The organism is Reyranella sp. GW821-FHT14A01 (genome assembly GCF_058803965.1).
The window spans coordinates 250,256-277,104 of sequence record NZ_JBXAPM010000011.1 but is presented as its reverse complement, the minus strand read 5'-3'; the positions used below and the strand labels follow the sequence as shown (position 1 = coordinate 277,104).

20 protein-coding genes are annotated in these 26,849 nt (G+C 67.0%); 10 read left to right on the top strand and 10 right to left on the bottom strand.

Features of this window, described 5'->3' with window-relative positions; genetic code table 11:
* Positions 1–5: 5 nt before the first annotated feature.
* Positions 6–1,193 carry a urate hydroxylase PuuD gene (locus AC1ROX_RS20995; RefSeq protein WP_493128726.1) on the bottom strand — a complete coding sequence of 396 codons (1,188 nt, stop codon included), beginning with the start codon at positions 1,191–1,193 and terminating at the stop codon, positions 6–8.
* 19 nt (positions 1,194–1,212) lie between these two features.
* A complete protein-coding gene (locus AC1ROX_RS20990; RefSeq protein WP_493128724.1) occupies positions 1,213–2,574 on the bottom strand; it encodes a nucleobase:cation symporter-2 family protein in 1,362 nt (453 codons plus the stop codon).
* 154 nt (positions 2,575–2,728) lie between these two features.
* Here AC1ROX_RS20990 and aceB point away from each other — a divergent pair, with 154 nt between their 5' ends.
* Genes aceB through AC1ROX_RS20970 form a run of 4 tightly spaced genes read left to right on the top strand, consistent with a single transcriptional unit; the run spans position 2,729 to position 7,291 of the window.
* Positions 2,729–4,348, top strand: a complete 1,620-nt coding sequence (gene aceB / locus AC1ROX_RS20985; protein ID WP_493128722.1) for a malate synthase A — start codon at positions 2,729–2,731, stop codon at positions 4,346–4,348.
* Positions 4,349–4,358: 10 nt separating this feature from the next.
* A complete protein-coding gene (locus tag AC1ROX_RS20980; protein ID WP_493128721.1) occupies positions 4,359–5,891 on the top strand; it encodes an acyl--CoA ligase in 1,533 nt (510 codons plus the stop codon).
* 10 nt (positions 5,892–5,901) lie between these two features.
* Positions 5,902–6,870, top strand: coding sequence for a 2-dehydropantoate 2-reductase (locus tag AC1ROX_RS20975; RefSeq protein WP_493128719.1), 969 nt, complete (start codon positions 5,902–5,904; stop codon positions 6,868–6,870).
* A gap of 1 nt (position 6,871) precedes the next feature.
* Complete coding sequence (locus tag AC1ROX_RS20970; RefSeq protein WP_493128717.1) at positions 6,872–7,291, top strand: GNAT family N-acetyltransferase; 420 nt, start codon at positions 6,872–6,874, stop codon at positions 7,289–7,291.
* A 108-nt stretch (positions 7,292–7,399) separates the two neighbouring features.
* Here AC1ROX_RS20970 and AC1ROX_RS20965 read toward each other — a convergent pair whose 3' ends face one another.
* Positions 7,400–8,245, bottom strand: coding sequence for a uracil-DNA glycosylase (locus AC1ROX_RS20965; RefSeq protein WP_493128715.1), 846 nt, complete (start codon positions 8,243–8,245; stop codon positions 7,400–7,402).
* Positions 8,242–9,270 (bottom strand): alpha/beta fold hydrolase, encoded by a 1,029-nt coding sequence (locus AC1ROX_RS20960; protein ID WP_493128714.1) that lies wholly within the window; start codon positions 9,268–9,270, stop codon positions 8,242–8,244. The genes AC1ROX_RS20965 and AC1ROX_RS20960 overlap by 4 nt, the downstream gene beginning before the upstream one ends.
* A 94-nt stretch (positions 9,271–9,364) precedes the next feature.
* On the opposite strand from AC1ROX_RS20960, the gene AC1ROX_RS20955 reads away from it, so the two are divergent.
* The 3 genes from AC1ROX_RS20955 to AC1ROX_RS20945 are packed head-to-tail and all read left to right on the top strand — an operon-like array spanning position 9,365 to position 13,693.
* Positions 9,365–11,044, top strand: a complete 1,680-nt coding sequence (locus AC1ROX_RS20955) for an electron transfer flavoprotein-ubiquinone oxidoreductase (RefSeq protein WP_493128713.1) — start codon at positions 9,365–9,367, stop codon at positions 11,042–11,044.
* Between the two features lie 5 nt (positions 11,045–11,049).
* A complete protein-coding gene (locus AC1ROX_RS20950) occupies positions 11,050–12,840 on the top strand; it encodes a tetratricopeptide repeat protein (protein ID WP_493128711.1) in 1,791 nt (596 codons plus the stop codon).
* A 16-nt stretch (positions 12,841–12,856) separates the two neighbouring features.
* Complete coding sequence (locus AC1ROX_RS20945) at positions 12,857–13,693, top strand: 4-(cytidine 5'-diphospho)-2-C-methyl-D-erythritol kinase (protein ID WP_493128709.1); 837 nt, start codon at positions 12,857–12,859, stop codon at positions 13,691–13,693.
* Between the two features lie 6 nt (positions 13,694–13,699).
* Here the strand turns inward: AC1ROX_RS20945 and AC1ROX_RS20940 are convergent, their stop codons facing one another.
* Positions 13,700–16,282, bottom strand: coding sequence for a peptidoglycan-binding protein (locus AC1ROX_RS20940; protein ID WP_493128707.1), 2,583 nt, complete (start codon positions 16,280–16,282; stop codon positions 13,700–13,702).
* A gap of 344 nt (positions 16,283–16,626) precedes the next feature.
* Positions 16,627–17,688 (bottom strand): COX15/CtaA family protein, encoded by a 1,062-nt coding sequence (locus AC1ROX_RS20935; RefSeq protein ID WP_493128705.1) that lies wholly within the window; start codon positions 17,686–17,688, stop codon positions 16,627–16,629.
* Positions 17,689–17,797: 109 nt separating this feature from the next.
* Here AC1ROX_RS20935 and AC1ROX_RS20930 point away from each other — a divergent pair, with 109 nt between their 5' ends.
* Positions 17,798–21,301 (top strand): FAD-dependent oxidoreductase, encoded by a 3,504-nt coding sequence (locus AC1ROX_RS20930; protein ID WP_493128703.1) that lies wholly within the window; start codon positions 17,798–17,800, stop codon positions 21,299–21,301.
* On the opposite strand, the gene AC1ROX_RS20925 is transcribed toward AC1ROX_RS20930, so the two are convergent.
* The 4 genes from AC1ROX_RS20925 to AC1ROX_RS20910 all read right to left on the bottom strand — a co-directional run bounded on the left by AC1ROX_RS20925 (position 21,298) and on the right by AC1ROX_RS20910 (position 24,728).
* On the bottom strand, positions 21,298–21,711 hold the full coding sequence (locus AC1ROX_RS20925) for an MAPEG family protein (protein WP_493128701.1): 414 nt from the start codon (positions 21,709–21,711) through the stop codon (positions 21,298–21,300). The two genes, AC1ROX_RS20930 and AC1ROX_RS20925, sit on opposite strands and share 4 nt — an antisense overlap.
* Before the next feature lie 55 nt (positions 21,712–21,766).
* Positions 21,767–22,582: a hypothetical protein gene (locus AC1ROX_RS20920; RefSeq protein WP_493128699.1), complete on the bottom strand. Its 816-nt coding sequence runs from the start codon at positions 22,580–22,582 to the stop codon at positions 21,767–21,769.
* Between the two features lie 65 nt (positions 22,583–22,647).
* A complete protein-coding gene (locus AC1ROX_RS20915; RefSeq protein WP_493128698.1) occupies positions 22,648–23,331 on the bottom strand; it encodes a class I SAM-dependent methyltransferase in 684 nt (227 codons plus the stop codon).
* A gap of 41 nt (positions 23,332–23,372) precedes the next feature.
* Positions 23,373–24,728: an MATE family efflux transporter gene (locus AC1ROX_RS20910; RefSeq protein WP_493128696.1), complete on the bottom strand. Its 1,356-nt coding sequence runs from the start codon at positions 24,726–24,728 to the stop codon at positions 23,373–23,375.
* 78 nt (positions 24,729–24,806) lie between these two features.
* On the opposite strand from AC1ROX_RS20910, the gene AC1ROX_RS20905 reads away from it, so the two are divergent.
* The gene (locus AC1ROX_RS20905) at positions 24,807–25,103 is read left to right on the top strand and encodes a cupin domain-containing protein (protein WP_439613461.1); all 297 of its coding nucleotides are present in this window, start codon (positions 24,807–24,809) and stop codon (positions 25,101–25,103) included.
* Between the two features lie 151 nt (positions 25,104–25,254).
* Complete coding sequence (locus tag AC1ROX_RS20900; RefSeq protein WP_493128694.1) at positions 25,255–26,835, top strand: DEAD/DEAH box helicase; 1,581 nt, start codon at positions 25,255–25,257, stop codon at positions 26,833–26,835.
* Positions 26,836–26,849 lie beyond the last annotated feature (14 nt).

Below are 26,849 nucleotides of genomic sequence, written 5' to 3'. Positions count from 1 at the left end.
GCCGCTTATTGTGCGCCGCCTTTGAACCAGCGCGCAATCATGCGGCGTTCGGCGTCGGTGATGTTCGTCATGTTGCCCGGCGGCATGACGCGCGAGGCGGCGGCCTGCTGGTTGATCGCCGCGGCCATCGCCTGGATCTGCGACGGCGTCTCGAGCAGGATTCCCTTGGGTGGTGCGAGGAACCCTTCCTGGGTCGGCTTGGCGGCGTGACAGGGTGTGCAACGCGCCTGGATGATGGGCTGGACCTCGGCGAAGGGCACCGGTCCGCCGCCGTCCGCGCTCGGCCTCGGCAGCGCAAGAAGCGCGGTGAAGGCGATGAAGACGAAGCCCGCCGCCAGGACCAGGGGGTTGGCATTCCCCTTGTGGCGCTGGACGAACCAGACGCGGATCAGGGCGCCCGCAATCGAGATCGTCAGCAGCAGCACCCAGTTCCACTCGTGGCCGTAGAGGCCGGCATAGTGGTTGCTGATCATCGTGAACAGCACGGGAAGCGTGAAGTAGGTATTGTGGACCGAGCGCTGGCGACCCCTGATGCCGTGGATCGGGTCGGGGATGCGGCCTTCTTCCTTGGCCTTCACCAGCTCGCGCTGGCCCGGGATGATCACGAAATAGACGTTCAGCACCATGATGGTGCCCAGCATGGCGCCGAAATGGATGTAGGCGCCGCGGCCGGAGAAGATGTGGCAGAGCGCCCAGGCCGCAATGACGCAGTAGAGGAAGACGAGCCCGCCCAGAATGAGGTCGTCCTGGCCCAGCGTCGAGCGGCAGAGCCAGTCGTAGACCAGCCAGCCGAGCACGAGGAAGCCGAGCCCGATGGCGATGGCCTGGGTCTTCGTGAGCTGCATGACCGACGGATCGATCAGCGCGACCTCGGCGCCGTAGTAATAGACGAGGCAGAGCAGGAAGAAGCCGGTGACCAGGGTCGTGTAGGCTTCCCACTTGAACCAGTGCAGCTCCGGCGGCAGCCGCTCCGGCGCCACCTTGAACTTCTTGGCCGTGTAGAAGCCGCCGCCATGGACCGCCCAGACCTCGCCGCCGATGCCCTTGTCGATATCGGCCGCGTCGAGCGGCTGGTGCAGGTGGTTGTCCAGCCAGATGAAATAGAAGGAGGCGCCGATCCAGGCGATTCCCACGATCATGTGGGCCCAGCGCAGCAGCAGGTTCAGCCAGTCGACTACGAAAGCAGCGTCCATCCCATCTCCCCCGCGGCACTCAGTGCGCCGCCTCGGCCTCCCGTCCGGCTGCCGCCGTTTCGGCCGCGGCCTCCGCGCCGCCCTTCATTCCGTTGAAATAGGCGTTGAGCAGCACGGCGGAGATCGAGGCCAGCAGGATGCCGCTGTGGAGCAGCGGACCCAGCGCCTTCGGCATCTGGCCGAAGAAGCGCTCCGAGACAAGGGGGATCATACCGAGGCCGATGCTGATCGCCACGACATAGGCGTTGTTGGGATTGCCGCGGAAATCGACTCGCGAGAGGATCCGGATGCCGGTCGCGCAGACCATGCCGAACATCACGATGCCCGCCCCGCCCAGCACGAATTGCGGCACCGAGGCCACGACGGTGGCGATCTTCGGGAACAGGCCGAGCGCCAGCATGATGATCCCGCCCGTCGCCGTGACCCAGCGGCTGCGCACGCCGGTGATGCCCACCAGCCCGACATTCTGCGAGAAGGACGTGTAGGGGAAGGTGTTGAAGATGCCGCCGATCAGCGTGCCCAGCCCGTCGACCCGCAGGCCGCGCGTCAGGTCCTCCTTGTCGATCCTGCGATCGGTCAGTTCGCCCAGCGCGAGGAACATGCCCGTCGATTCGATCATCACGACGATCATGACCAGGCACATTGTGAGGATCGCCAGCGCATCGAAGGTCGGCAGGCCGAACTGGAAGGGATAGACCGGTTCGATCCAGCCGGCTTCGGCGACGCCCTCGAAGCTCACCTGGCCCAGCGCCATCGCCACGACGAAGCCTGCGACCAGGCCCAGCAGCACGGCGATGTTGGCGAAGAAGCCCTTGAGGTACTTCGTGACCCCGAGAATGACCAGGAGAACGAGGAAGGCCACCGAGAGGTAGAGCGGATCGCCGAAGCGCGGGTTGCCGACGCCGCCGGCTGCCCAGTTGATGCCCACGCGCATCAGCGAGATGCCGATGACCGCGATGATCGTGCCGGTGACGACCGGCGGGAACAGCGGCAGCAGCCGGCTGATGAAGGGCGCGACCAGGATTCCGAAGATGCCGGCCGCGATCACCGCCCCGTAGATGCCGAGCAGGCCGATGCGGGGATCGACGGCCATGGCGAGCATCGGGCCGACGGCGGCGAAGGTGACGCCCATCATCACCGGCAGGCGGATGCCGAACCACCGGAACCCGATCGACTGGATCAGGGTGACGACACCGCAGGCGAAGAGGTCGGCGTTGATCAGGATCGCGATCTGGTCCTTGGGCAGCTTCAGCGCGCCGCCCAGGATCAGCGGGACGGCGACGGCACCGGCATACATCACCAGCACGTGCTGCAGGCCGAGCGGCAGGAGCTTCACGAGCGGCAGTTTTTCGTCCACCGGATGGACGGCTGTCTCGACCATCGGTCTTCTCCCCCGAGTGACGCGTGTCGTTGCAAAGGAAAGAGCAACCCCCGTGCCAATAGGGATTTCGCCCGATGCGGTCGAATTCGGGCTGGTCTGGCGGCGATTCCGGCGTTAAATCGCCCCTTCAACCTAGGTATCGAGGGGAAACGAAATGGCGGCTCTGGACCTTCCAGCGGGCGTGGTCATCGACGGTGCGATGAAGCCCGGCTTCGAAAAGGTGCTCACCAAGGAGGCCGTCGCTTTCGTCGCCGACCTGCAGCGCAAGTTCAATGCCCGCCGCGAGGAGCTGCTGGCCCTGCGCGTCGAGCGCCAGAAGCGCCTCGATGCCGGCGAGAAGCCGGACTTCCTGCCCGAGACCGCCAAGATCCGCGAGAGCGACTGGACCGTGGCGCCGCTGCCCAAGGACATCCTCGACCGCCGGGTCGAGATCACCGGGCCGGTCGACCGCAAGATGATCATCAACGCCCTGAACTGCGGCGCCAACGTCTTCATGGCGGATTTCGAGGATGCCTCGACCCCGACCTGGGCCAACATGATCGAGGGCCAGTTCAACCTGGCCGACGCGGTGCGCCGCCAGATCGACTATCTCGATCCCAACAACGGCAAGTCCTACAAGCTGAACGACACGATCGCCACGCTGTTCGTGCGCCCGCGCGGCTGGCACCTGCTCGAGAAGCACGTGACGGTCGACGGCAAGCCGATGTCGGGCTCGCTGTTCGATTTCGGCCTCTACTTCTTCCACAACGCCAAGGAAGCCCTGTCGCGCGGCACCGGCCCGTATTTCTACCTGCCGAAGATGGAGAGCCATCTCGAGGCGCGCCTGTGGAACGACGTGTTCGTCGCGGCGCAGGACGCGCTCGGCGTGCCGCAGAAGTCGATCAAGGCCACGGTGCTGATCGAGACCATCCTCGCCACCTTCGAGATGGACGAGATCCTGTGGGAGCTGAAGGACCACTCGGCTGGCCTCAACTGCGGCCGCTGGGACTACATCTTCTCCTTCATCAAGAAGTTCCGCGAGCAGGAGTGGGCGGTGCTGCCGGATCGCGGCACGGTCGGCATGACCTCGCACTTCCTGCGCTCCTACAGCCAGCTGGTGATCAAGACCTGCCACCGCCGCGAAGTGCACGCGATGGGCGGCATGGCGGCGCAGATTCCGATCAAGAACGATCCGAAGGCCAACGACGAGGCGATGGGCCGCGTCCATGCCGACAAGAAGCGCGAGGCCGGTGACGGTCATGACGGCACCTGGGTTGCCCATCCGGGCCTCGTGCCGATCGCCAAGGCCGAGTTCGACGCCGTGATGAAGGAGCCGAACCAGATCGCCCGCAAGCGCCAGGACGTGCACGTGACCCCGGCCGATTTGATCACCATGCCGACCGGCCCGAAGACCGAGGCCGGCCTGCGCCAGAACGTGGCCGTGGGTATCGGCTATGTCGAGGCGTGGCTGCGCGGCATCGGCTGCGTGCCGCTGTTCAACCTGATGGAAGACGCCGCCACCGCCGAGATCAGCCGCGCGCAGGTCTGGCAGTGGGTGCGCCACAACCAGAAGCTCGACGATGGCCGCGCCATCACCAAGGAGCTCGTGCGCCAGATCGTGCGCGAGGAGAACGACAAGGTGAAGGCGCAGATCGGCGAGGAGGCCTACAACAAGGGCCGCTACGAGGACGCCGCGCAGCTCATGATCGACCTGGTCGAGCAGCCGCAGTTCTACGAGTTCCTGACCCTGCCGGCCTACGACCGCATCATCGCCGACGAGAAGGCGGCGGCTTAAGGACCTCACGATGATCAAGACCGTTTACGACGTCACGTCCGCGGGCAAGCCCGACGCGCCGGCCATCGGCGCGCCGGGACGTCCCTGGCTCACCTATGGCGGCCTGAAGAAGCTCACCGACGATACGCTGGCCGCGCTCAACGCGGTCGGCATCGGCCGCGGCGATCGCGTCGCGATGGTCGCGCCGAACGGGCCGGAGATGGCGTCGTCGTTCATCGCCGTCGCCTCGGGCACCAGCTCGGCGCCGCTCAACCCGGCCTATCGCGCCGACGAGTTCGAGTTCTATCTCGACGACCTGAAGCCCAAGGCCGTGATCGTGCAGAAGGGCATGGACAGCCCGGTGCGCGCGATGGCCGAGAAGGTCGGCGTGCCGATCATCGAGCTGGTCCCGACGGAAGACGGCCCGGCCGGCGCCTTCACCCTCGACGTTTCGGCGCTGAAGCCGGCCAGGGCGGCAAGCCCGGGCACCTCGGTCGATGGCGAGATCGCGCTTGTGCTGCACACGTCGGGCACGACGGCGCGGCCGAAGATCGTGCCGCTGTCGACCGCCAACCTCGCGGCCTCGGCGCGCCATATCGCGGCGTCGCTGGCGCTGACGCCGGCCGACCGCTGCATGAACATCATGCCGCTGTTCCACATCCACGGGCTGATCGCCGCGACGCTGTCGTCGCTCGGCGCCGGCGCGTCGGTGTCGTGCACGCCGGGCTTCAACGCGCTGCGCTTCTTCGCCCAGCTCGAGGAGGTGAAGCCCACCTGGTACACGGCGGTGCCGACCATGCACCAGGCGATCCTGACGCGCCTGCGCAGCCATGCCGACGCGGCGAAGGCCGCCAAGCTGCGCTTCATCCGCTCCTCGTCGGCCTCGCTGCCGCCGCAGGTCATGCTGGAGCTCGAGTCGGCGTTCGATTGCCCGGTGATCGAGGCCTACGGCATGACCGAGGCCAGCCACCAGATGGCCTCCAATGCGCTGCCTCCGGGCAAGCGCAAGCCCGGCGCCGTCGGCCTGCCGGCCGGCCCGAAGATCGCGATCATGGACGAAGCCGGTCACTTCCAGCCGCAGGGCACGATCGGCGAGGTCGTGATCCAGGGGCCGAACGTGACGGCGGGCTACGACAACAATCCCGACGCCAACCTGAAGGCCTTCGCCGAGGGCTGGTTCCGCACCGGCGACCAGGGCCGCTTCGACGAGGACGGCTACCTGTTCCTCACCGGCCGCCTCAAGGAGATCATCAACCGCGGCGGCGAGAAGATCAGCCCGATCGAGGTCGACACGATCCTGATGGATCATCCGGCGGTCGAGCAGGTCGTGACCTTCGCCATCCCGCATCCCATGCTGGGCGAGGATGTCGGCGCGGTCGTCGTGCTGCGGTCGGGACAGGAAGCGACCGAGCGCGAGCTGCGCGATTTCGTCGGCAAGCATGCCGCCGACTTCAAGGTGCCGCGCAAGGTCGTGTTCGTGACCGAGATCCCCAAGGGCGCCACCGGCAAGCTGCAGCGCATCGGCCTGGCCGCCAAGCTCGGCCTCGGCGAAGCCAAGGCCTGAGGACAGCGACGTGACCTCGATCTGCGTATTCGGCGCCGGCGCCATCGGCGGCCTGATGGCCGCCAAGCTCGAGATGGCCGGCACGCCGGTGACCGTCGTGGCGCGCGGCCCCCATGGCGAGGCGCTGCGCACCAAGGGCCTCGTCCTGCTGAGCGAAGGCAAGGAGACGGTGACGGAACCTCGCGTCGCCTCCGATCCGAAGGAGATCGGGCCGCAGGACTATCTGGTCCTGACCCTGAAGGCGCATTCGCTGTTGCCGGCGATGGCGCAACTCAAGCCGCTGATCGGACCCAACACCACCATCGTCGCGGCGATCAACGGCGTGCCCTGGTGGTACACCTACAGGCTCGGCGGCGAGTTCGAGGGCAAGGTCATCCAGTCGGTCGACCATGACGGCGTGCTGACCGCCGGCCTGCCGCCAGAGCAGGTGTTGGGCAGCATCGTCTATCCGGCCGCCGACGTCGTCGAGCCGGGCGTCATCGAGCACACCTATGGTGACCGCTTCACCCTGGGCGAGCCCGACGGCAGCCGCAGCGAGCGCGCGGCGAAGTTCTCGGAGCTGCTGATCAAGGCCGGCCTCAAGGCGCCGGTGCGGCCGCGTATCCGCGACGAGCTATGGGTCAAGCTCTGGGGCAACATGGCCTTCAACCCGATCAGCGCGCTGACCGGCGCGACGCTCGACAAGGTGATCAGCGATCCCGGAACGCATGCGGTCTGCCGCGCCCTCATGGTCGAGGGCCAGACGGTGGCCGAGAAGCTCGGCGTGAAGTTCGCCATCGGCGTCGACAAGCGCATCGCGGGCGGCGCCGAGGTGGGCGCCCACAAGACCTCGATGCTGCAGGACCTCGAACGCGGCCGTCCGCTCGAGATAGAGGCGCTGCTGGGCGCCGTCGTCGAGATGTCGGAATGGGTCGGCGTCGACATGCCGATCGGCCGCAGCGTGCTGGCCCTGGTCCGCCAGCGCGCCGCGATGCGCTGATATGGAAAAGGTCGAACTCCACTTCGATCCCGACAATACGCGCGCGGTCGACTACGTGCACGACCGCCTCTCGATGTTCAATTCGAGCCGCACGGGCAGATCCGACTACTATCCTTGCAACATCTTCCTGAAAGGGGAGAAGGGCGAGACCCTGGGCGGACTGCTGGGCGTGGTCTGGTCGGACTGGCTGTTCGTCTCGACCCTGTGGGTCGACGAGGCGCTGCGCGGCCAGGGCCACGCCACGCGCCTGATGGATGCCGCCGAGGACTATGCCCGCACGCGCGGCTGCCACTCCGCGCATCTCGACACCCACACCTGGCAGGCCCGCCCGTTCTACGAAAAGCGCGGCTACGAGGTCTTCGCCACCCTCGACGACTTCCCGCCCGGGCATCAAAAGTTCTTCCTGAGGAAGAAGCTTTAGCGAACAAACGAAATAAACGAAATATTCGAAACGAACGAATCGGAAGCCGCACACCTGGAATCGCGGTAACCTGGTAACGGATCTCCCGTCGTCTCGACCGGAGTTTATTCAGCGAACGCCGAGATCCTTCAGGCGCTTGTCGAGCGACAGCAGGTCGGTCCAGCTCTGGCGTTTGCTGGCGGGGGTGCGCAGCAGGTAGGCGGGATGGAAGGTGGGCAGCGCAGGGACTTCGCTGCCGTCGTCGAGTGTAAGAGTCGTCCATTTGCCGCGCAGGCGCGTGATGCCCTCGGCGGTGTTCAGCACGGCCTTCACCGCAGTGCCGCCGGCCAACACAACGATCTTCGGCTTGGCGAGTTCGATGTGGCGGCGGGTGAAGGCGAGGCAGATCGCCTGCTCCGACAAAGTCGGCGTGCGGTTGCCGGGCGGGCGCCAGAAGAGAATGTTGGTGATGTAGAGGTCGCGCTCGCGACTCATGCCGATGGCTGAGAACATGCGGTCCATGAGCTGGCCGCTGACGCCGACGAACGGCTTGCCCAGGCGATCCTCGTCGGCGCCGGGCGCCTCGCCCACGATCATCACCGGCGCACCGGCAACGCCGTCGGCGAACACCGTGTTCTTGGCGGTGCGCTTCAGCGCGCAGCCCTCGAAGGCGCGGACGGCCTCCTCGAGTTCGGCGATGCTGTTCGCCTGGCACGCGACCGCGCGCGCATCCTCGGCGAGCTGGGGCGATTCCAGTGGGACAGGCGCGCGCACGACCGGTGGTGAGACGGGCGCGCGGATCGGTGTCGGTGCGGCCGGCGTTACAGTGGCCGGCGCAGCAACGGAAACGGCGGCCGGCGGCGGCAACGCGAACCGGTCGATCGCCTCCTCGCCGATCGTCTCGTCGAGTCCGTGATCGACGTACCAGCGCAAAAGCGCTGCGGCGTCCTGCGGAGAGAACGCCGTTTCGGTCATGCGAGGCTCTTGATGAAGGCGCCCAGGATCGGTGCCCACATCGCGGCGTCGGCGTGGCTGGCCATGTGTCCCTTGTCCGACGGCATCTCGACATAAGTCAGATCGACGCCGGCCTTGCGCATGTCGAGCGCGTAAGCGGCGCAGTCGGTGAGATCGAACAGCTTGTCGGTCTTCGAGATGACGTACAGGACCTTGGTCTGCTTGAGCTGCTCGTACTGCTTGGTGATGTCGAACCCGTCGATGGCGCGCCGCAGGGTGACCAGCGAATGGCCGTCATAGATCTTGGCCCAGCTCTTGGCGGCGACCTTGGCCTCGGCTTCGGCCTGGCCGTAGTTCAGCAGCGTCTCGTAGCGGATCTGCTCCAGCGTGCCGGGAATGCCGCCATTCTCGTAGTACCAGCCGCCGTTCCAGTTCGGGTCGCTGGCGAGCCGCGCCTGCAGCGCCTCCAGGCCGCCCAGCCGGCCGGGCGCACGCGGTGACGTGACGGAGGCGGCGATGCCCTTCATGAAGCCGGGGAAGGAGGCCGCCCACTGGAACGACTGGAAGCCGCCCATCGACGGGCCGACCACGGCGACGAGGCTCTTCAGTCCGAGCGAATCGACCAGCAGCTTCTGGCTCGCCACCATGTCGCGCAAGGTGATCTCGGGAAAGGTCGGCCCGTAAGGCTTGCCGGTGCCGGGATCGGTGCTGTTGGGACCGGAGCTGCCATGCGCCGAACCCAGCGCGTTCACCGAGACGACGAAATGCCGGTCGGTGTCGATGGCCTTGCCCGGACCGATCAGTCCGTCGAACCAGCCGGCCGACCCTTCGGTCACGCCACGGCCGTGCTTGCCGGACGCATTCTTGCCTGCAGCGTGATGGGACGAGGTGTAGCCGTGCACCACGAGGATCGCGTTGTCCTTGGCCGGCGAGAGCGTACCGTAGGTTTCGTAGGCGAGTTCGAGGATCTGTAGCGTCTTGCCACTTTCCAGCCTGAAATCACGTGCAGAGAAGGTCTTGCTCTCGATTTCGATCAATTCAGGCAAAGGAATTCCCCTTTTCAGCGGGTGGCGATCCTGCCCCCGACAGGCTATCTAAATCAAAGGATTGCCGCCGGACAGGCGCGCGTCCATCGGTAAAATGAAATTGCAGAGCGAGATGGGCATGACGCGCGAGGCGATGGAGTATGACGTGGTGATCGTGGGCGGTGGTCCGGCCGGACTGTCAGCGGCGATCCGCCTGAAGCAGCTTGCTGCCGAGCGCAACCACGAAGTCTCCGTCTGCGTGCTGGAAAAGGGTTCGGAACTCGGTGCCCACATCCTCTCTGGCGCGGTGGTCGATCCGATCGGCCTCAACGAGCTCATTCCCGACTGGAAGGAAAAGGGCGCGCCGCTCGAGACCCAGGTCACCGACGACCAGTTCCTGTTCTTCACCAAGGGCGGCTCCTACCGCTTTCCGAATTTCCTGCTGCCGCGGCTGATGAACAACCACGGCAACTACATCGTCAGCCTGGGCGAAGTCTGCCGCTGGCTCGGCCAGCAGGCCGAAGCGCTGGGTGTCGAGATCTATCCGGGCTTCGCCGCCGCCGAAGTGCTCTACAACGAGGACGGCTCGGTGAAGGGCGTTGCCACCGGCGATATGGGCATCGCCAAGGACGGCAAGCACAAGGACAGCTACACGCCCGGCATGGAGCTGCATGCCAAGTACACGCTGATCGGCGAGGGCGTGCGCGGCTCGCTCGCCAAGCAGCTGATGGCCAAGTTCGATCTGCGCGACGGCGTGGACCCGCAGAAGTTCGGCATCGGCATCAAGGAACTGTGGCAGGTCGATCCGGCCAACTTCCGCAAGGGCCTGGTGGTGCATTCGCAGGGCTGGCCACTGTCGGAGACGAACAGCTCGGGCGGCTCGTTCATGTACCATTTCGGCGACAACCTGGTCGCCATCGGCCTCGTGGTGCATCTCTCCTACGAGAACCCGTATCTCTCGCCGTTCGACGAATTCCAGCGCTTCAAGACGCATCCGGACGTCGCCAAGTACCTGAAGGGCGGCAAGCGCCTGGTCTACGGCTCGCGCGCCATCAACGAGGGCGGCTTGCAGTCGATCCCGAAGCTCACCTTCCCGGGCGGCGCGCTGATCGGCTGCTCGGCCGGTTTCGTCAACGTGCCGCGCATCAAGGGCAGCCACAACGCGGTGAAGAGCGGCATGCTCGCGGCCGAGGCGGCATTCGAGGCACTGGCCGGCGGCAAGACCGGCGGCGACGAGCTGATCGCCTATCCGGTGAAGCTGAAGGCCTCGTGGGTCTGGAAGGACCTCGACAAGGTGCGCAACGTGAAGCCGGCGCTGAAGTGGGGCACCACGCTCGGCACGCTCTATGGCGGCATGGACATGTGGCTGCACGATCTCGGCATCCGCGTGCCGTGGACCTTGCGTCACCACAAGGCCGACCACGAGACGCTGCGGCCGGCCAGCGAGTTCCAGCCGATCCAGTATCCCAAGCCCGACGGCGTGATCTCCTTCGACAAGCTGTCCTCGGTGTTCCTGTCGAACACCAACCACGAGGAGGACCAGCCGGTTCACCTGAAGCTGCGCGATCCGTCGATTCCGATCGCGGTGAACCTGCCGCTCTATGCCGAACCGGCGCAGCGCTACTGCCCGGCCGGCGTCTATGAAGTGGTGACGGCCGACAACGGCCAGCCGCGCTTCCAGATCAACGCGCAGAATTGCGTGCACTGCAAGACGTGCGACATCAAGGATCCCGCGCAGAACATCGATTGGACCGTCCCCGAAGGTGGTGGCGGTCCCAATTACCCCAACATGTGAGCCGCATGAACCGCACCTCCTCTGCGCTGCTTTCCGCCGCGCTGCTGTTCGCTCTTCCTCTCTCCGGCCAGGCCCAGCAGGGCCAGCCGCAACCGGGCGGTGCCCGTCCGCCGGCCGCCCGTCCGCCCGCGGTCCAGCCCGGCCAGCGGCTGGCGCCGATTTCGCTGCAGGGGCGCTATCTCGCCGCCCGTGTCGGCGAGCAGGATCACGATTACGACGCCGCGGCCGACCAGATGGACCAGGCGCTGGCGCTGATGCCGCTCGATCCTGAGCTGATCTATGCCGTCTTCCGCCTGCGCGTGTATGCGGGCCGCATCGACCAGGCCGCCGAGCTTGCGCCGGCCGTGCTGACGACGCGTCCGGGCGACGGCTTCGCCAACCTCGTGATGGCGATCCAGTCCATCAAGAAGGGTGAGTACAAGGCGGCCGAGCAGCAGCTCAGCAAGATCGGCGCAGAGAACCAGCTCGGCACGCTGCGCGAATATGTGCTGGCGTGGCTGAAGGCCGGTGAGAAGGATTATGCGGCCGCCCGTGCTCTCCTTGTTCGCCTGAAGCCGCCGGCTGGCGAGCGGTCAGAAGCGCCGTCGCTGGTGATCGAGGGACAGATCGACGAGATGGCGGGCGACAAGGCCGCCGCCGAGACGAAGTACCGCCGCGCCATGTCGATCGACCGCAACGGGCTGCGCACGACGATCGCCGTGGCCGAAGGGCTGCGGCGCCTCGGCAAGGATGCCGAGGCGCGCGAGATCCTGAAGACCTACGGCACGCGCTACAGCGACTCCGTCGTCATGGACGGGCTGATGGGCCCCAACGCGCCGATGCCCAAGCCGCCGACGCCGGCCTCGGGCATCGCCGAGATCCTGTTCGACATCGGCGGCATCCTCGCCTCCGATCCGCGCAACCAGCGCGCCGACCTCGCGCTGATCTTCTATCAGCTCGCCACCGCCCTGAAGCCGGACCAGGATTTCGCCTGGCTGATGATCGCGGGCCTGTACGAGCAGTTCAACCAGATGCCCAAGGCGATCGCCGCTCTGGGCAAGATCGGCCCGAACTCGCCGCTCTACTGGCAGGCGCGGCTGCGCACGGCGGCGCTCGACGCGCAGGAAGACAAGTTCGACCAGGCCGTCGCCCGCCTCAAGACCCTGGTGGCCGAGAAGCCCGATCGCATCGACGCAGCCCTCACGCTCGCCGACCTGCTGCGCGGCAAGGACAAGTTTGCCGAGGCGGTCGCCGCCTACGACACCGCGATCTCGCGGCTGGGCACGCCCGACGAGCGGCACTGGCAGGTCTATTTCGGTCGCGGCATCGTGCTCGAGCGCACCAAGAACTGGCCGAAGGCCGAGGCCGACATGAAGAAGGCGCTCGAGCTCTCGCCCGAACAGCCCTACGTGCTGAACTATCTCGGCTACAGCTGGATCGACCAGGGCCTGCACCTCGCCGAAGGCATGAAGATGCTGGAGCGCGCGACCGAGCTGCGGCCGGACGACGGCTCCATCACCGACAGCGTGGGCTGGGCCTATTACCGGCTCGGCCAGTTCGAGAAGGCGGTCGAGTGGCTGGAGCGCGCGACCGAGCAGAAGGGCGACGACTCGACGATCACCGATCATCTCGCCGACGCCTACTGGCATGTCGGCCGCCGCCGCGAGGCCCGCTTCCAGTGGGAGCGCGCGCTGCACCAGAAGCCCGACAAGGATCGCCTGCCGGTCATCCAGGACAAGATCGCCAACGGGCTGAATCCGTCGAACGACAAGCCGACCGTCTACGAGAAGGCCGCCGACTCCAAGCAGGGCGGCTGATCGAAGAGCAGGGGGCGTGCTGCTCGCGCGAGCCAAGGTCAATCTCTGGCTGAAGGTCGTCGGGCGCCGTGCCGACGGCTATCACCTGCTCGATTCGCTGGTCGCCTTCACCGATCTCGCCGACGAGATCGAGGTCGCGCCGGCGTCCGATCTGTCGCTCGAGATCGTCGGGCCGGCCGCGGCTTCACTCGAAAGCGATCCCGACAATCTGGTGCTCAAGGCCGCACGCCTGCTGGCCGGCCGCGCCGGCCTGGCGCCGCGTGCCGCACTGCGTCTCACCAAGCGCATCCCCGTGGCGGCCGGACTGGGCGGCGGTTCGGCAGATGCCGCGGCGACGCTCCTCGCATTGGTCGACCTGTGGAGGGTGGCGATGCCCCAGGAGGAGCTGTTCGACCTGGCCGCGACGCTCGGCGCCGACGTGCCGATGTGTCTTGCCGGCCGGCCGGCGTTGGCTTCGGGCATCGGCGAGCGCCTCGCGCCGGCGCCGGCCTTGCCGGCCTGCGCCATCCTGCTGGTCAATCCCGGCGTCGCGCTGCCCACGCCCGCTGTCTTCGGTGCGCGGCAGGGAGGCTTCTCCACGGTCTTGCCGCTCGGCGATGGCTGGCGAGGGCTCGGCGATTTCGCCGATGATCTCGCGCAACGTGGTAACGACCTGACGGAGGCCGCCATTTCGCTGCAGCCGGAAGTGGCCGAGGTGCTCGACCGGCTGCGGCGCAGCGAGGGCGTCGCCCATGTCGCGATGAGCGGCAGCGGGGCGACCTGCTTTGGCCTCTATGGTTCGATCGAAGATGCGCGACGCGCGGCGACGCTCCTGCCCGCGACCTGGTGGCGGCACGCCGGCCGACTGGCTTGAGCCGTCTTACGGCTTGGGCTTCATCAGGAGCTGCATCTCCTTCAGCGAGTCGAACAGCTCCCTGCTCGCCTGACCCGTGACCTTGAGGCCGGCCAGCTTCTCGTATTCGCGGATCGCCGCCTGCGTCGCCGTCCCCATGCGGCCGTCGGGCGCCTTCTCGTAGAACCGCATCTCGCGCAGCAGCGCCTGGACGCTCTTCACCTGATCCGCCGTATTCGACGGCCAGGCATCGGGATCGACCGGCGTTGCCTTGGCGATGTCCGCTGATGTCGGGGGAGCCGGCGCGGCCGCGGGCTTGCCAAGATCGATGGGCTTGGGCGGCGCGGGCGCTGCAGGAGTGGCCTTTGCGATGTCCGCTGACGTGGGCGGAGCCGGCGGTGGCGCGGCTGTCGCAAGTTGGATCGGCTTGGGCGGCTCAGGAGGCCGCGGCATCAGCTTCGCAATATCGGCTGACGTAGGCGGAGCCGGCGGTGGCGCAGCGGCAACAAGCTGGATCGGCTTCGGAGCGGGCGGTGCGGCGGGCGTTGCCTTCGCGATATCGGCCGAAGTCGGCGGCGGAGGCGGTGGTGCAGCAGTCGCGAGTTGAATCGGCTTCGGAGCCGGCGGTGCAGCAGGTGTCGCCTTCGCGATATCGGCCGAAGTCGGCGGCGGAGGCGGTGGTGCCGCAGTCGCGAGTTGGATCGGCTTCAGAGCCGGCGGTGCAGCGGGTGTCGCCTTCGCGATATCAGCCGATGTCGGCGGCGGAGGCGGTGGTGCAGCAGTTGCGAGTTGGATCGGCTTCGGAGCGGGCGGTGCCGCAGGCGTCGCCTTTGCGATGTCAGCCGATGTCGGCGGAGCAGGCGGCGGTGTCGTGGCAGCAAGCTGGATCGGCTTCGGAGCCGGCGGTGCGGCGGGCGTTGCCTTCGCGATGTCGGCCGAGGTCGGCGGCGGCGGTGGCGCGGCAGCCGCAAGCTGGATCGGCTTCGGCGCCAGCGCGAGCGTGGCCTTTGCAATGTCGGCCGATGTCGGTGGTGGTGGCGGTGGTGCTGCCGCGGCGAGCTGAATTGGTTTCGGAGCCGGCGGTGTCACGGGCGTCGCCTTCGCGATGTCAGCCGAGGCCGGCGGCGGAGGCGGTGGCGCAGAGGCCGCAAGCTGGATCGGCTTTGGCGGTGCAGGAGGCGGCGGCATCAACCTCGTGATGTCTGACGATGTGGGCGGCGGAGGTGGTGCTGCAGCAGCGGCGAGCTGAATCGGCGCGGGTGGCGCGGGCATGAGCTTGGTGATGTCGGCCGAGCTCGGTGGCGGCGTGATCTCGGTGGCAGCAATGACGATGGGCTTCGGCGGCTCGGGTGGAGCCGACATGAACGTGGTGATATCTGCCGAGCTCGGTGGCGGCGTGGTCTCGGCAGCGGCGAGTTCGATGGGCTTGGGCGGCTCGGAGGGCGCCGACATGAGCTTCGCGATGTCGGCTGAGCTTGGCGGCGGTGCCGGCGGCTCCGCGGCTGCGATCTCGACCGGCTTGGTTGGTTCGACCTTCGGCGTCTCGGTCTTCGGCGGTGTCGCGGCGGCAACCGCGACCGGCGCTTCGGGCTTGGCCTCCGGCTTTGCCGGTGGTGGCGCATCGTGACGCGCGACCGCTTCCTTCAAGGTTGCGTAGAGTTCCTTGGTGGGTTCGCCGGTCTCGGTCTGGGCGTTGATGCGCTGGTAGGTCCGGATGGCGGCGCGCGTCATCGGGCCCAAGGTGCCATCGGGCTTGTCGCGCAGCAGCTTGAGATCGAACAGCGCCTGCTGGATGACCTTGACCTGGTCCTTGCTGGCCTTGGGCCAATCCGGCGGATCGAGATCGGGCGTCGGGAGCGGCGGCAAGGCGCCCGCACGTGGGCGTGCCGGCGCCGGCAGGGCCGCCGCCGTCTCGACGGGCGGCGTCGGTGCGATGCGCAGGGCTGGCTGGGCCGGCTTCTGCAGGGCCTCGACGATGCGCTTGAATTCGCCTTGCCCGAGCTGCTCCGCCTTCTGCAGCTCCTCCGGCGTCAGCCCGCGCTGCAGCGCCTGGGCGCGGGTCGCCGACGTTTTGGCCAGCGCCGTCTCGGCGCCCTTGTTCGTCTGCCGCTCGAACTCGGCGGCGATCGCGAACCAGGCCATCGCCATTGCCAGGTCTTTCACCGCCGCGTCGCCGCGTTCGTAGATGTCGCCCAGGCTGAACATCGACGCGGCCATTCCCTGGCGCGCCGCCGACTGCAGAAGCTCGACGGCCTCCCGGCCGTTGCGGGCGGTGCCCTTGCCGTCGCGCAGCATCAAGGCGAGGTTGTGCTTGGCGATCGCCAGATCGGCTTCGGCGGCCCTCCGATACCATTCGACGGCGCGCGGCCAATTGCGCTCCACCACGAAGCCGCGCTCGTACATCACCGCGACGTTGAAGGCCGATTGCGCCGAGCCCGACTGGGCGGCGCGCATCAGCCAGCCGGCGCCGGCCTGCTGATCCTTCGGCATGCCGATGCCCTGCACCAGCCGGCGCGCCAGCTCTTCCATGGCGGCGATGCTGCCGGCGTCGGCCCGATCCCTCAGCTCGCCAACCGGCATGCCCGCCCAATCGAGGGGCATGTTGGGCATCGGTGTCGCCGCTGGGGGAGCAGGAGGCTCGGGCGAGGGCGTGGGGGCCGGCACGCGGAGAAGTTCGGTTCTGGGCGCCGGCGGTGGGGCAGGCGCCGGCGAAGGAGCTTGAGGAGGCGCCGGAGCAGGTGGAGCAGCCGCTGTCTCCACCTTCTCAATCGGAACCGCCGGTGAGGGAGCCTGAGGCGGCTCCACCTCCACCACGACGGCCTGCGCTCCCGGGGCGTCCTCCGGCGAGCGCGCCACCCAGGCGCCGACGCCCGCGGCCGACGCGACGACGATGGCGAACGATGCCGCCACGACGGGTCGTTTCAGGAGAGAGGAGGCGGCGGCAGGCTTGCCGGTCATCCCCGGAGAATAACCGAGACACGCGGTGAAGGCATCGCGCGGTGGCGGACAACGATAAGGGCCGTGAGGAGAAGCACCGCGCCGGCCTGATGCAGCGTGGCGATCGGGATGCTGACGCCGCTCAGGATCGTGGCGATGCCGAGGCCCAGCTGGAAGAAGGCCATGGCCGCCGCCGCCAGGGTCTCGGATCGCGGCGCCCGCCACGCCATGACCAGCACGCCGAGGAACAGGAGCTTCGCCAGCCAGCGATGGACGAACTGGATGGTCGTGCCGTTCTCGAAGAAGTTGATCCACCCCGGCGACAGGTCGAACATGCCGGGCGGGATCCAGTAGCCCGACATGGTGGGGAAGGTGCTGTGTGCGGTGCCGGCGCGGAGGCCCGCCATGAAGGCACCCCAGATCATCACCACCAGCAGGAAGCCGATCAGCGCCGTCGACTTGCGCCTGATCTTGGCGTCGTCGCGGCGGATGCCCTGCGGGATGAGCTCGAGGATCAGCCAGACCGTGTAGGCATAGAGCACGACCGCCAGCATCAGGTGCGCGGCGAGCCGGTAATGGCTGACCGAGGGGCGGTCGACGAGGCCGGAGGCCACCATCGCCCAGCCCAGCGCGCCCTGCAGGCCGCCCAGCACGAGAAGGGCGAACAGGCGCGGCTTGAGATGCGCATTGAGCGCGCCGCGCCACCAGAACCAGGTGAGCGGCACGGCGAAGACGACGCCGATCAACCGGCCCCACAGGCGGTGGATATATTCCAGCCAGAAGATCTCCCGGAACTCCGGGACCGTGAAGGTGTGGTTCACCATCCGGCCCTGCGGCGAGGCCAGGTACTTCTGCAGCTCGGCCTGCCAGGCGGCATCGGAGAGCGGCGGCAGCCAGCCGGTGACCGGCCGCCATTCGACCATCGACAGGCCCGATTCGGTCAGCCGCGTCAGCGCGCCGATCACGATCATGAAGAAGATCATGCCGGCGACGACGATCAGCCACTGGCGCACGGAGGCGGGGACTTGCTGCATGGCGGCCGGACCATGGGCGAAGGCGGCGGCGGCGTCATCAGGCATAAATGTCGCTAATCCCGGTCTCGACCTGCGACGCTTGCACTCACCGTGAGTGGCCTGTTTAATCGGTTCGTAGACGAACGGCCTGCCCTCTCGCCCCGGATTCTCGTCAATGTCTGACTCTCGGCTGGTCCCACCGCTGACGCATGGGCTCAGCTTCGACGATCTTCACGACCGTGAGGGTATTGCCCGTCTCGATGCCGCCTTCGTGGACTGGCTGAAGGACGCCAACGTCGATGCCCATGCCCGCCTGATGGCCGCCCGTGCCGCGCCCGAGGGCCTGGCGGCCAAGGACGAATCCAACCTGCTGATCGAGGTGGCGCGGCCGCTCGAGGATTTCGTAGGCGCGCTGTTTGGCGTGGCGGACGAAGCGGCGGCCCTGCGGGAGCGGCACAGCCGGCTGGCGCCTCTCTACGACTGCAAGCGTCTCTTCGTGCAGCGCTATGTCACGCGCGCCATCAAGCCTGACGCGGCGGCCGCGCTCGAGGGTACCGAAGTCACGGAAGCCGTCACTCTTCCCGTCAAACTCGACGATGGCCTCGAAGCCTGGGAATTGGCCTTTGCGCTGGCGGTCCGCGACCTCATCGGCGCCGAGTTCAAAGTGGAGACACCGACACCCGAGATCGAGGCGCTGACGCGCTACGCCGCCTGGGCGCTGCATCATCCCGAGGGCAAGCGCCGGCATCTCGACGGGCCGCTGTTCAAGGTGCCGCACAAGCTCGACTTCGAGCATCTCGTGCCGATCGAGACCGAGATGGTCGACGGCGTCACGCGCATGAAGCTGCCGCGGCCGATGCTGCGCCATCGCGAGGGATTTGCGCTCACCGACCAGGGCTTCGACCTGGTGCGCGCTCTCGATCATGCCAATTACTGCATCTGGTGCCACAACCAGGGCAAGGACAGCTGCTCGCGCGGCCTCAAGGATCGCAAGACGGGCGCATTCCAGAAGTCGCCGTTCGGCGTGACGCTGGCGGGCTGCCCGCTCGAGGAAAAGATCTCGGAGATGAACCTGCTGAAAAGCGAGGGCTTCTCCATCGGTGCGCTGGCGATGGCTGCGGTCGACAATCCGTTGCTGGCCGCGACCGGCCACCGCATCTGTAACGACTGCATGAAGGCCTGCATCTACCAGAAGCAGGAGCCGGTCGACATCCCGCAGATCGAGACCCGCACGTTGAAGGACGTGCTCGCCCTGCCGTGGGGCTTCGAGATCTACTCGCTGCTGACGCGCTGGAATCCGTTGAACCTGCGCCGCCCGATCCCGCGTCCCTCCACCGGCCGCACCGTACTGCTGGTCGGGCTCGGCCCGGCGGGCTTCAACCTCGCGCATCACCTGATGAACGACGGCCATACGGTGGTCGGCATCGACGGGCTGAAGATTGAGCCGCTGCCCGAGATGCAGTCGGGCGTCGCGATGGACGGCACACGCGTGCCCTTCGCGGCGGTGAAAGACGTTGCGACCTTGCGCGAAAATCTCGGCGAGCGCGCGATGGCGGGGTTTGGCGGCGTCGCCGAGTACGGCATCACGGTCCGCTGGGACAAGAACTACCTGAAGATGGTGCGCCTGCTGCTTGAGCGGCGTGCGCAGTTCTCGATGTTCGGCGGCGTGCGCTTCGGCGGCACGGTGACGGTCGAGAGCGCCTTCGCCATGGGCTTCGACCATATCGCGCTCTGCGCCGGCGCCGGCAAGCCCACCGTGCTCGACCTGCCCAACGGCCTGGCGCGCGGCGTGCGCGCGGCCTCGGACTTCCTGATGGCGCTGCAACTCACGGGCGCGGCCAAGAAGGATTCCATCGCCAACCTGCAGATCCGCCTGCCGGTGGTCGTGATCGGCGGCGGCCTCACCGCGATCGACACGGCGACGGAATCGCTCGCCTACTATCCGCTACAGGTCGAGAAGTTCCTGGCGCGCCACGAGACGCTGGTTGCCGAGCGAGGCGAAGCAGCGGTGGGCGCGAATTGGTCGCCGGAAGAACGCGAGATCGCCGGGGAGTTCATCGCCCACGCCAAGGCCATTCGCGCCGAGCGCGAGCTGGCGGCGCGTGAAGGGCGCGAACCCGCGATCACGAAGCTGGTGAACGGCTGGGGCGGCGTCTCGCTGGTGTATCGCCGCCGCCTGATCGATTCGCCGTCCTACACGCTGAACCATGAGGAAGTGCTCAAGGCGCTCGAAGAGGACATTCGTTTCGTCGAGGGGCTGTCACCCGTCGCTGTCGAGATCGATGAGGCCGGGCAGGCGAAGGCGCTGAAGGTCGCGGGCGAGCAGAACGGCGCCAAGGTCGAGGCCATCTTGCCGGCGCGCACCATCCTCGTCGCGGCGGGCACGCAGCCCAACACGGTGCTGGCGCGCGAGGATGCGACGCACGCCTTCATCGACGGCAAGTATTTCCGCGCCCTCGACGAGGAGGGCAATCCGGCGACGCCCGAACGCGTCTGCAAGCCCGCCGACGTGCGCGTGCTGATGTACCGCCACGCCGACAACCGTTTCATGTCGTTTTTCGGCGACCTGCATCCGTCGTTCGCGGGCAATGTCGTGAAGGCGATGGGTGGCGCCAAGCAGGGCTATCCGGTGCTGACGCGCTCGATGACGGCGCTGCCGGCGCCGAAGCGTACGCCGGCGGAGATCCTCGACGAGGCCAACCGTTCGTGGCGCGCGCGTGTCGTACGCGTCGACCGGCTGACGCCGACCATCATCGAGGTCATCGTCGAGGCGCCGGCCGCCGCGCGCAATTTCGAGCCCGGGCAGTTCTATCGCCTGCAGAATTACGAGGCGCGCTCGCTGCGGGCCGAGGGCACCTTGCTCACCATGGAGGGCCTGGCGCTGACCGGCGCCTGGGTCGACAAGGAGAAGGGCCTGCTGTCGTTGATCGCGCTGGAGATGGGCGGTTCGTCCGACCTCTGCGCGATGCTGAAACCCGGCGAGCCGGTGATCGTCATGGGGCCCACAGGTGCGCCGACCGAGATCGAACCCGGCGAGACCGTCGTGCTGGTGGGCGGCGGCCTCGGCAACGCGGTGCTCTTCTCGATCGGCCAGGCCTTCCGTCGGGCCGGCAGCAAGGTGCTCTACTTCGCGGGCTACAAGAAGATGATCGACCGCTACAAGGTCGAGGAGATCGAGGCCGCGGCCGACGTCGTCGTCTGGTGCTGCGACGAGGCGCCTGGTTTTGCGCCGGGCCGGCCGCAGGACAAGTCGGTCGTCACCAACATCGTCGAGGCGATGCGCCAATATGCGTCGGGCGAGCTGGGCGACCAGCCGATCCTCTACAGCGCCGCCGACCGCATCGTGGCCATCGGCTCCGACGGCATGATGAATGCCGTGCGCCTGGCGCGGCATGCGGCGCTGAAGTCGTACCTTAAGCCGGAACACGTGGCCTTCGGCTCCATCAACTCCCCCATGCAATGCATGATGAAGGAGATCTGCGCCCAGTGCCTGCAGCTCCACAGGGACCCTGAGACCGGCAAGGAGACGGTGGTCTTCTCCTGCTTCAACCAGGACCAGCGACTCGACCTGGTCGACTTCGCCAACCTGCGCCAGCGTCTGCGCCAGAACTCCGTCCAGGAAAAGATCGGCGCCCTCTGGATCGACAGATCGCTGCGTCAGCTCGGCGTGCGCGGCTAGACGAAGATCTTCCGCGCGACGATCACCAGCAGCGCGACCGACGTCACGAGAATGACGATAAGCGTCAGGAGGGAGCCGGCGGCCCGGCCGGGGTTGGCGTTCGCCGAGGTCGAGAGTCCGAAGGCATGGGCGATGCGACCGATGACGAAGGCGGCGCCCAGCACATGCACCAGGAGCCGCGAGCCGTGGCAGATTTCGAGCAGGGCCAGCAGGACCAGCACCAGCGCGGCATATTCGGCGAAGTTGCCGAAGGCGCGGGCGATGCGGCCCAACTCGGCGTCGCCGCCGTCGCCGATGCTGACGCGCTTGCTCCGGCGCTGAAGACTGACCCGCAGCGACAGCACCACGCAGAGAAGGCCGATCAGCGCGGCGTAGAAGGCGGTGACGAACGGCAGGGCCGGCATTGCCATGAAGATGTCTCCCAGGGAGGCAGGCTGCTTCAGTCGAAGTTAGCCCAATGAGATTCTATGTACCATCGGTCAAACATTCCCGCCGCAGTTGATGCTCCAGTGTGGCAATGAATTGGTCGCTGTGAGTTATGGCGTCCTGAGCGTTGGATATTTGGACAAAGTCATGCTGAACCCGAAGAGCACATTGGAAAAGCCGACGCACTTCCGGAAAGGCATCCGCGCTTTGTTCGTCTCCATATTTGCGGACGACATGAGTCCACAGTGGATTTCCGACGTGCTTGAGAAGGCCTGCCGCGAAGCAACCGATCGAGCGGGACTTGCGTGCTGCATCGACCAGAACAAAATCGAGAGGAGGCGCGTTTTCTCTCGGCAAGGTTGCCCAGTGGCAGATTGTGGGGCGCCCCTCTTCATCGTTCCATGGCAGTCCCCATCGCGTTATGGTCGTACCGGTGCGAGGAGGGGGCTGCCACAGCTGCCAGTGCTTGGCGCCAAAGATGTTGGATGGCCACGTGTTCCACATCCAGGCAACGAGCGTCGGTGGCGCTGTTGCCGATCGAGCAAAGGCGACGGGACTTGTGCTGCTGGCTTGCAGAGCTTCGATCAACTCCCAAGTCTCTCTCATGTCAGGTGTGTCTTTGCTTTCTTCGTCACTCCAGACTGGAAGAACCACGTAAGCAGTGTCGGCGGATTGCCGGCGTAAACCAAGGATACGCCTGGCCTGCTCGGCTGTATCGAACACCGGGCCCTCGTCGGAAAGTTGCGAATCATCGACGAAAGGCAATTGCTCGCGACGAACCTGTGCAACAGACAATTGGCATGCCAGCGCTACGAGCAAGAGCGGAGCAATGGCAAATCGTAAGCCGTAGTCCATGAGCTGAGAAGGGCCTGGTTTGCGGCGGTGGGAAGTAAGCTATTGGCCTTCAGAAGGTCATGAGACTAGGGAGCGCGGACGAAGCGGAACAGGACCTTGTCCTGACTGTAGTAGCGCAACTGGTCGACGATCTTGGGAAAATATTCGCTGCCCACCGTCACCGGCATGAAGGCGTCGAGGTCGAGCGGACGAACACCGACATGGAAGCCCGCGTCGCTGAACGCCTTGGCGACACCGTCGAGCGAATGGTCGTAGAGCGGGATCGACGAGGTCTCGGCCAGCACCTTGCGCCAGCGCGGCCAGACGGCGCTGTCCTTGTGGCAGCCCATGGCGGCGACATAGGTGCCGCCCGGCTTCAGCGCCGCCTTGATGTCGTCCGCATGCGCGGCGAGGTCGGGCAGGAGATAGAGCACCTCGTGGCTGAACGCGAGATCGAACGTTCGGCCGAGCGCCGCCGCACTGTCGCCCACTCGGTACTCGATGGGGCGGTAGCCCTTCAGCAGATCGGCGCGTGCCACCGACTCGCGCGCGATGTCGATGCCGACCGCCGCATGGAAGGGATGGCGATCGTGCAGCATGCGCAGGAAGCCGCCCTGGTTGCAGCCATAGTCGAGCACGGTCGACTGGCGCAGGTCCTCGTGGACCCCGACGTCGATCATGCGCCGCCAGATCGGCGCATGGGCGGCGCCCATCGCCTCCTCGTCGGCGGCGTTGCGGTTCCAGGTGCGGATGGTGGACGGTCGTTGCATCGCTTCCTCCGTCGGGAGGAAGCGAGCCTATCACGCCCGTGTTACGCCCGCGCGCGCCAGGGATGGACGAGCAGCGGTCCCGCGATCAGGCTGCCGAAGGTGACGATGCCGACGGCGATGGCTGTGAAGACGCCCGGCAGGCCCCAGCCGAGATGCTCGATCGCGAACCAGCCGCCCGTCGAGGCCACGAACAGGCGCGTCAGGCCGGCCGCGAAGGGCGCCTTCATGCGGCCCGCGCCCTGGCTGGCGAAGGACAGCGTCATGCCGATGCCGAACACGAAATAGAACGGCGCCACGCGCGTGACATAGGCCACGGTCGCCGCCACGACGTCGGGATCGTCGGTGAACAGCCGCGCCCAGCCTTCGGGGAACAGCGCCACGACCCAGCCGAAGGTGCCGATGCCCAAGCCGGCGACCAGGCTGCCGATCCAGGCGGCATGGACGGCACGGCGCCAGTCGTTGGCGCCGGCCGCGACGCCCACGATGGTCGTGAGGCCCGAGCCGATGCCGAAGGCCAGCGGTACCAGCATGAACTCAAGCCGCACGCCGATGCCGTAACCCGCCAGCGCGGCGATGCCGAAGCGACCGACCAGGCCGGTGACCAACATGGCGGTGAGGTTGGCCGTGAAGGCCGAGAAGGAGGCGATCAGGCCGACCCTCAGGATCTCCCAGAACAAGCGCCCCTGCAGCGGGATGCCGGTCGCCGCCGGCACGAAGCCCAATTTGCCGCTCCACAGGGCGCGCGCCTGCAGCGCCGCCGAGACCGCCGCGGTCAACAGCGCGGAGATCGCCGGCCCCGCCATGCCGATGCCCGGCCAGCCGCCGATGCCCAGCGCCAGTACGTAGGAGAGCGGCACTTGCGCGATCGAGGAGACCAGCATGTAGCGGCCGGGCGTCGCCGCATCGCCGCCGCCGCGCAGCAGGGCCGACAGGAAGAAGTTGGCCCAGATGAAGATCGAGCCGGTGAACAGGACGTGGGAATAGGTGAGCGCCTTGGCGAGCGCCGCCCCGTCGCCGCCCAGCAGCCGATACAGCGAGGGCGCGGCGGTCCAGGCGAGCAGGGTGAAGAGCAGCGCCAGCCCCGCACCGAGGACCAGCGCGTGCAGCACCAGCTTGCGGGCGTCCTCGGTGCGGCCGGCGCCCAGGGTTCGGGCCATGGCGGCCGCCACGCCGCCGCCCATGCCGCCCGCCGCCATCATGGTCATCATCATCATGAGCGGGAAGACGAGCGCGAAGCCCGCCAGCGCCTCGGTGCCCAGTCTGCCGAAGATGAAGGTCTCGGCGATGGCGACAAAGGTCTGGACGATCATCACGGCGGTCGTGGGCGCCGACAGCTTCCACAGGCTCTTGCCGATGGGCGCGGTGAGAAGGGGGTGGGCCAGGACGATCAACTCCAATTACGTGCATATGCACATTATCAGGGCGCGCCGTCCTGTCACCTTACAATGCCTGCGGTCCCCCATTAGCTTTTGCCCATGACAGACAAGGAACGCCCGCTCGCCAAGCCCTCGGTGCAGATCGACAACGATCGCGTCATCGTCACGGAATGGCGTTTCCCGCCGGGCAGCCACACCGGCTGGCACCGTCACAATCACGACTATGTCGTGGTCCCGGTCACGACCGGCGAATTGCACATTTTTGACGGCAAGGCGACGGTTCCGGCTCCGCTCCGGGCCGGGGTTTCCTATGCCCGCCAGACCGGGGTCGAGCACGACGTCATCAACCCGAACGATTTCGAGTTCGTGTTCGTGGAAATCGAGGTCAAGGCCTGACGAAGCCGCCGGGCAGCCCCGCGCCCGGTCGCATTGACTTGCACACCCGTAAGGATCATATGAGGTCCGCCCAGCGGTCCGGCCCGATCCACGAGCCTTATGAGACTGCTCCAAGTCCAGCGGAAAGAATGGACTAAACCACGGAAATTAAATGAGTTTTGAGAGTTTGGGGCTGAGCGCCCCGGTACTGCAGGCGGTGGCCGAGAAGGGCTACACGACGCCGACCCTCATCCAGGAAAAGGCCATCCCCATCTGCCTGATGGGTCGCGATGTCCTCGGATGCGCCCAGACGGGCACCGGAAAGACCGCCTCCTTCGTCCTCCCGATGATCGATATTCTGTCGGAAGGCCGCTCCAAGGCGCGCATGCCGCGCTCGCTGATCCTGGAGCCGACCCGCGAACTGGCCGCCCAGGTGGCCGAGAACTTCGAAATCTACGGCAAGTACCACAAGCTCAACATGGCGCTGCTGATCGGCGGCGTGAGCTTCCCCGACCAGGAACGCGCCCTCGAACGCGGCGCCGATGTCCTGATCGCCACGCCGGGCCGGCTGCTCGACCATTTCGAGCGCGGCGGCATCCTGCTGAACGACGTCAAGATCCTGGTGATCGACGAAGCCGATCGCATGCTCGACATGGGCTTCATCCCCGACGTCGAGCGCATCGTCGCCACCCTGCCGCCGCTGCGCCAGACCCTGTTCTTCTCCGCGACCATGCCGCCGGAGATCAAGCGCCTGGCCGACCGCTTCCTGAGCAATCCGAAGGAAGTCACGGTCTCGGCGCCGGCATCGGCCTCCAAGAACATCGTGCAGGGCCTTGTGGTCGTGCGGGAAGACGACAAGCGTGAGGCGCTGCGGGCCCTGATCAAGGAACAGGACATCAAGAACGCCATCGTGTTCTGCAATCGCAAGAAGGACGTGGCGATCCTGCAGGGCTCGCTGAAGAAGCACGGCTTCAATGCCGGCGCGCTGCATGGCGATATGAGCCAGCCCGCGCGCATGGAGACGCTGGAGAAGTTCAAGCAGGGCGAGATCCAGATCCTCGTCGCCTCGGACGTCGCCGCCCGCGGTCTCGACATCGTGGCGATGAGCCATGTGTTCAATTTCGACGTGCCGTTCTCGCCCGAGGACTATGTCCACCGTATCGGTCGTACCGGCCGCGCCGGCCTGACCGGCCATTCCTTCACCCTGGCTTCGCCCGACGAGGGCGCCCTGGTCGAGGCGATCGAGAAGCTGATCGGCACCACCATTCCGCGCGTCGAAGTAGCGGGCATGGAAGTGCTGGCTTTCGAGCCGTCCGACGGACGTCGTCGCGGTCGTGGCCGTGGACGTGGCGGTTCGAGCAGCAACAGCAGCAGCAGTCGTGGCCGCAGCGGCAGCAGCTCCGGCGGTCGTCCGCCGCGCGAGCCGCGTCCTGAGTCTGCGCCCCGTGTCGAACGGGAGCCGCGGCCGGAAATGGAAGCTCGTCCCGAGAGCGCGGCGCGTCCGCCGCGTGAAGCGCGTCCCGAGCGCGAAGCCCGTCCGCCGCGTGAGCCGCGGGCCGAGCGTCAGCCTCGTGAGGCACGTCCCGAGCGTGAGCAGCGTTCCGACCGTGACTCGCGGTCGTCGTCCTCCTCCTCCTCCTCGCGCAGCCGGTCCGACCGCCCGCGCAACGACCGTCGCGATCGCGACGATTCGCCGGCGCCGATGGGCCTCGGCGATCACGTCCCGGCTTTCCTCGCCCGTCCGACGCGCTAGAGTGCGCGCCGCGA

Bases quoted from the DNA above. Each gene is read 5' to 3' on its own strand.
- AC1ROX_RS20925 (WP_493128701.1), bottom strand. From the start codon at position 21,711: ATGGCAATGCCGGCCCTGCCGTTCGTCACCGCCTTCTACGCCGCGCTG.
- AC1ROX_RS20915 (WP_493128698.1), bottom strand. From the start codon at position 23,331: ATGCAACGACCGTCCACCATCCGCACCTGGAACCGCAACGCCGCCGAC.
- AC1ROX_RS20990 (WP_493128724.1), bottom strand. From the start codon at position 2,574: ATGGTCGAGACAGCCGTCCATCCGGTGGACGAAAAACTGCCGCTCGTG.
- AC1ROX_RS20980 (WP_493128721.1), top strand. From the start codon at position 4,359: ATGATCAAGACCGTTTACGACGTCACGTCCGCGGGCAAGCCCGACGCG.
- AC1ROX_RS20940 (WP_493128707.1), bottom strand. From the start codon at position 16,282: ATGCCCAACATGCCCCTCGATTGGGCGGGCATGCCGGTTGGCGAGCTG.
- AC1ROX_RS20950 (WP_493128711.1), top strand. From the start codon at position 11,050: ATGAACCGCACCTCCTCTGCGCTGCTTTCCGCCGCGCTGCTGTTCGCT.
- aceB (WP_493128722.1), top strand. From the start codon at position 2,729: ATGGCGGCTCTGGACCTTCCAGCGGGCGTGGTCATCGACGGTGCGATG.
- AC1ROX_RS20905 (WP_439613461.1), top strand. From the start codon at position 24,807: ATGACAGACAAGGAACGCCCGCTCGCCAAGCCCTCGGTGCAGATCGAC.
- AC1ROX_RS20920 (WP_493128699.1), bottom strand. From the start codon at position 22,582: ATGGACTACGGCTTACGATTTGCCATTGCTCCGCTCTTGCTCGTAGCG.
- AC1ROX_RS20955 (WP_493128713.1), top strand. From the start codon at position 9,365: ATGAAATTGCAGAGCGAGATGGGCATGACGCGCGAGGCGATGGAGTAT.
- AC1ROX_RS20965 (WP_493128715.1), bottom strand. From the start codon at position 8,245: ATGACCGAAACGGCGTTCTCTCCGCAGGACGCCGCAGCGCTTTTGCGC.
- AC1ROX_RS20935 (WP_493128705.1), bottom strand. From the start codon at position 17,688: ATGCCTGATGACGCCGCCGCCGCCTTCGCCCATGGTCCGGCCGCCATG.
- AC1ROX_RS20970 (WP_493128717.1), top strand. From the start codon at position 6,872: ATGGAAAAGGTCGAACTCCACTTCGATCCCGACAATACGCGCGCGGTC.
- AC1ROX_RS20900 (WP_493128694.1), top strand. From the start codon at position 25,255: ATGAGTTTTGAGAGTTTGGGGCTGAGCGCCCCGGTACTGCAGGCGGTG.
- AC1ROX_RS20930 (WP_493128703.1), top strand. From the start codon at position 17,798: ATGTCTGACTCTCGGCTGGTCCCACCGCTGACGCATGGGCTCAGCTTC.
- AC1ROX_RS20995 (WP_493128726.1), bottom strand. From the start codon at position 1,193: ATGGACGCTGCTTTCGTAGTCGACTGGCTGAACCTGCTGCTGCGCTGG.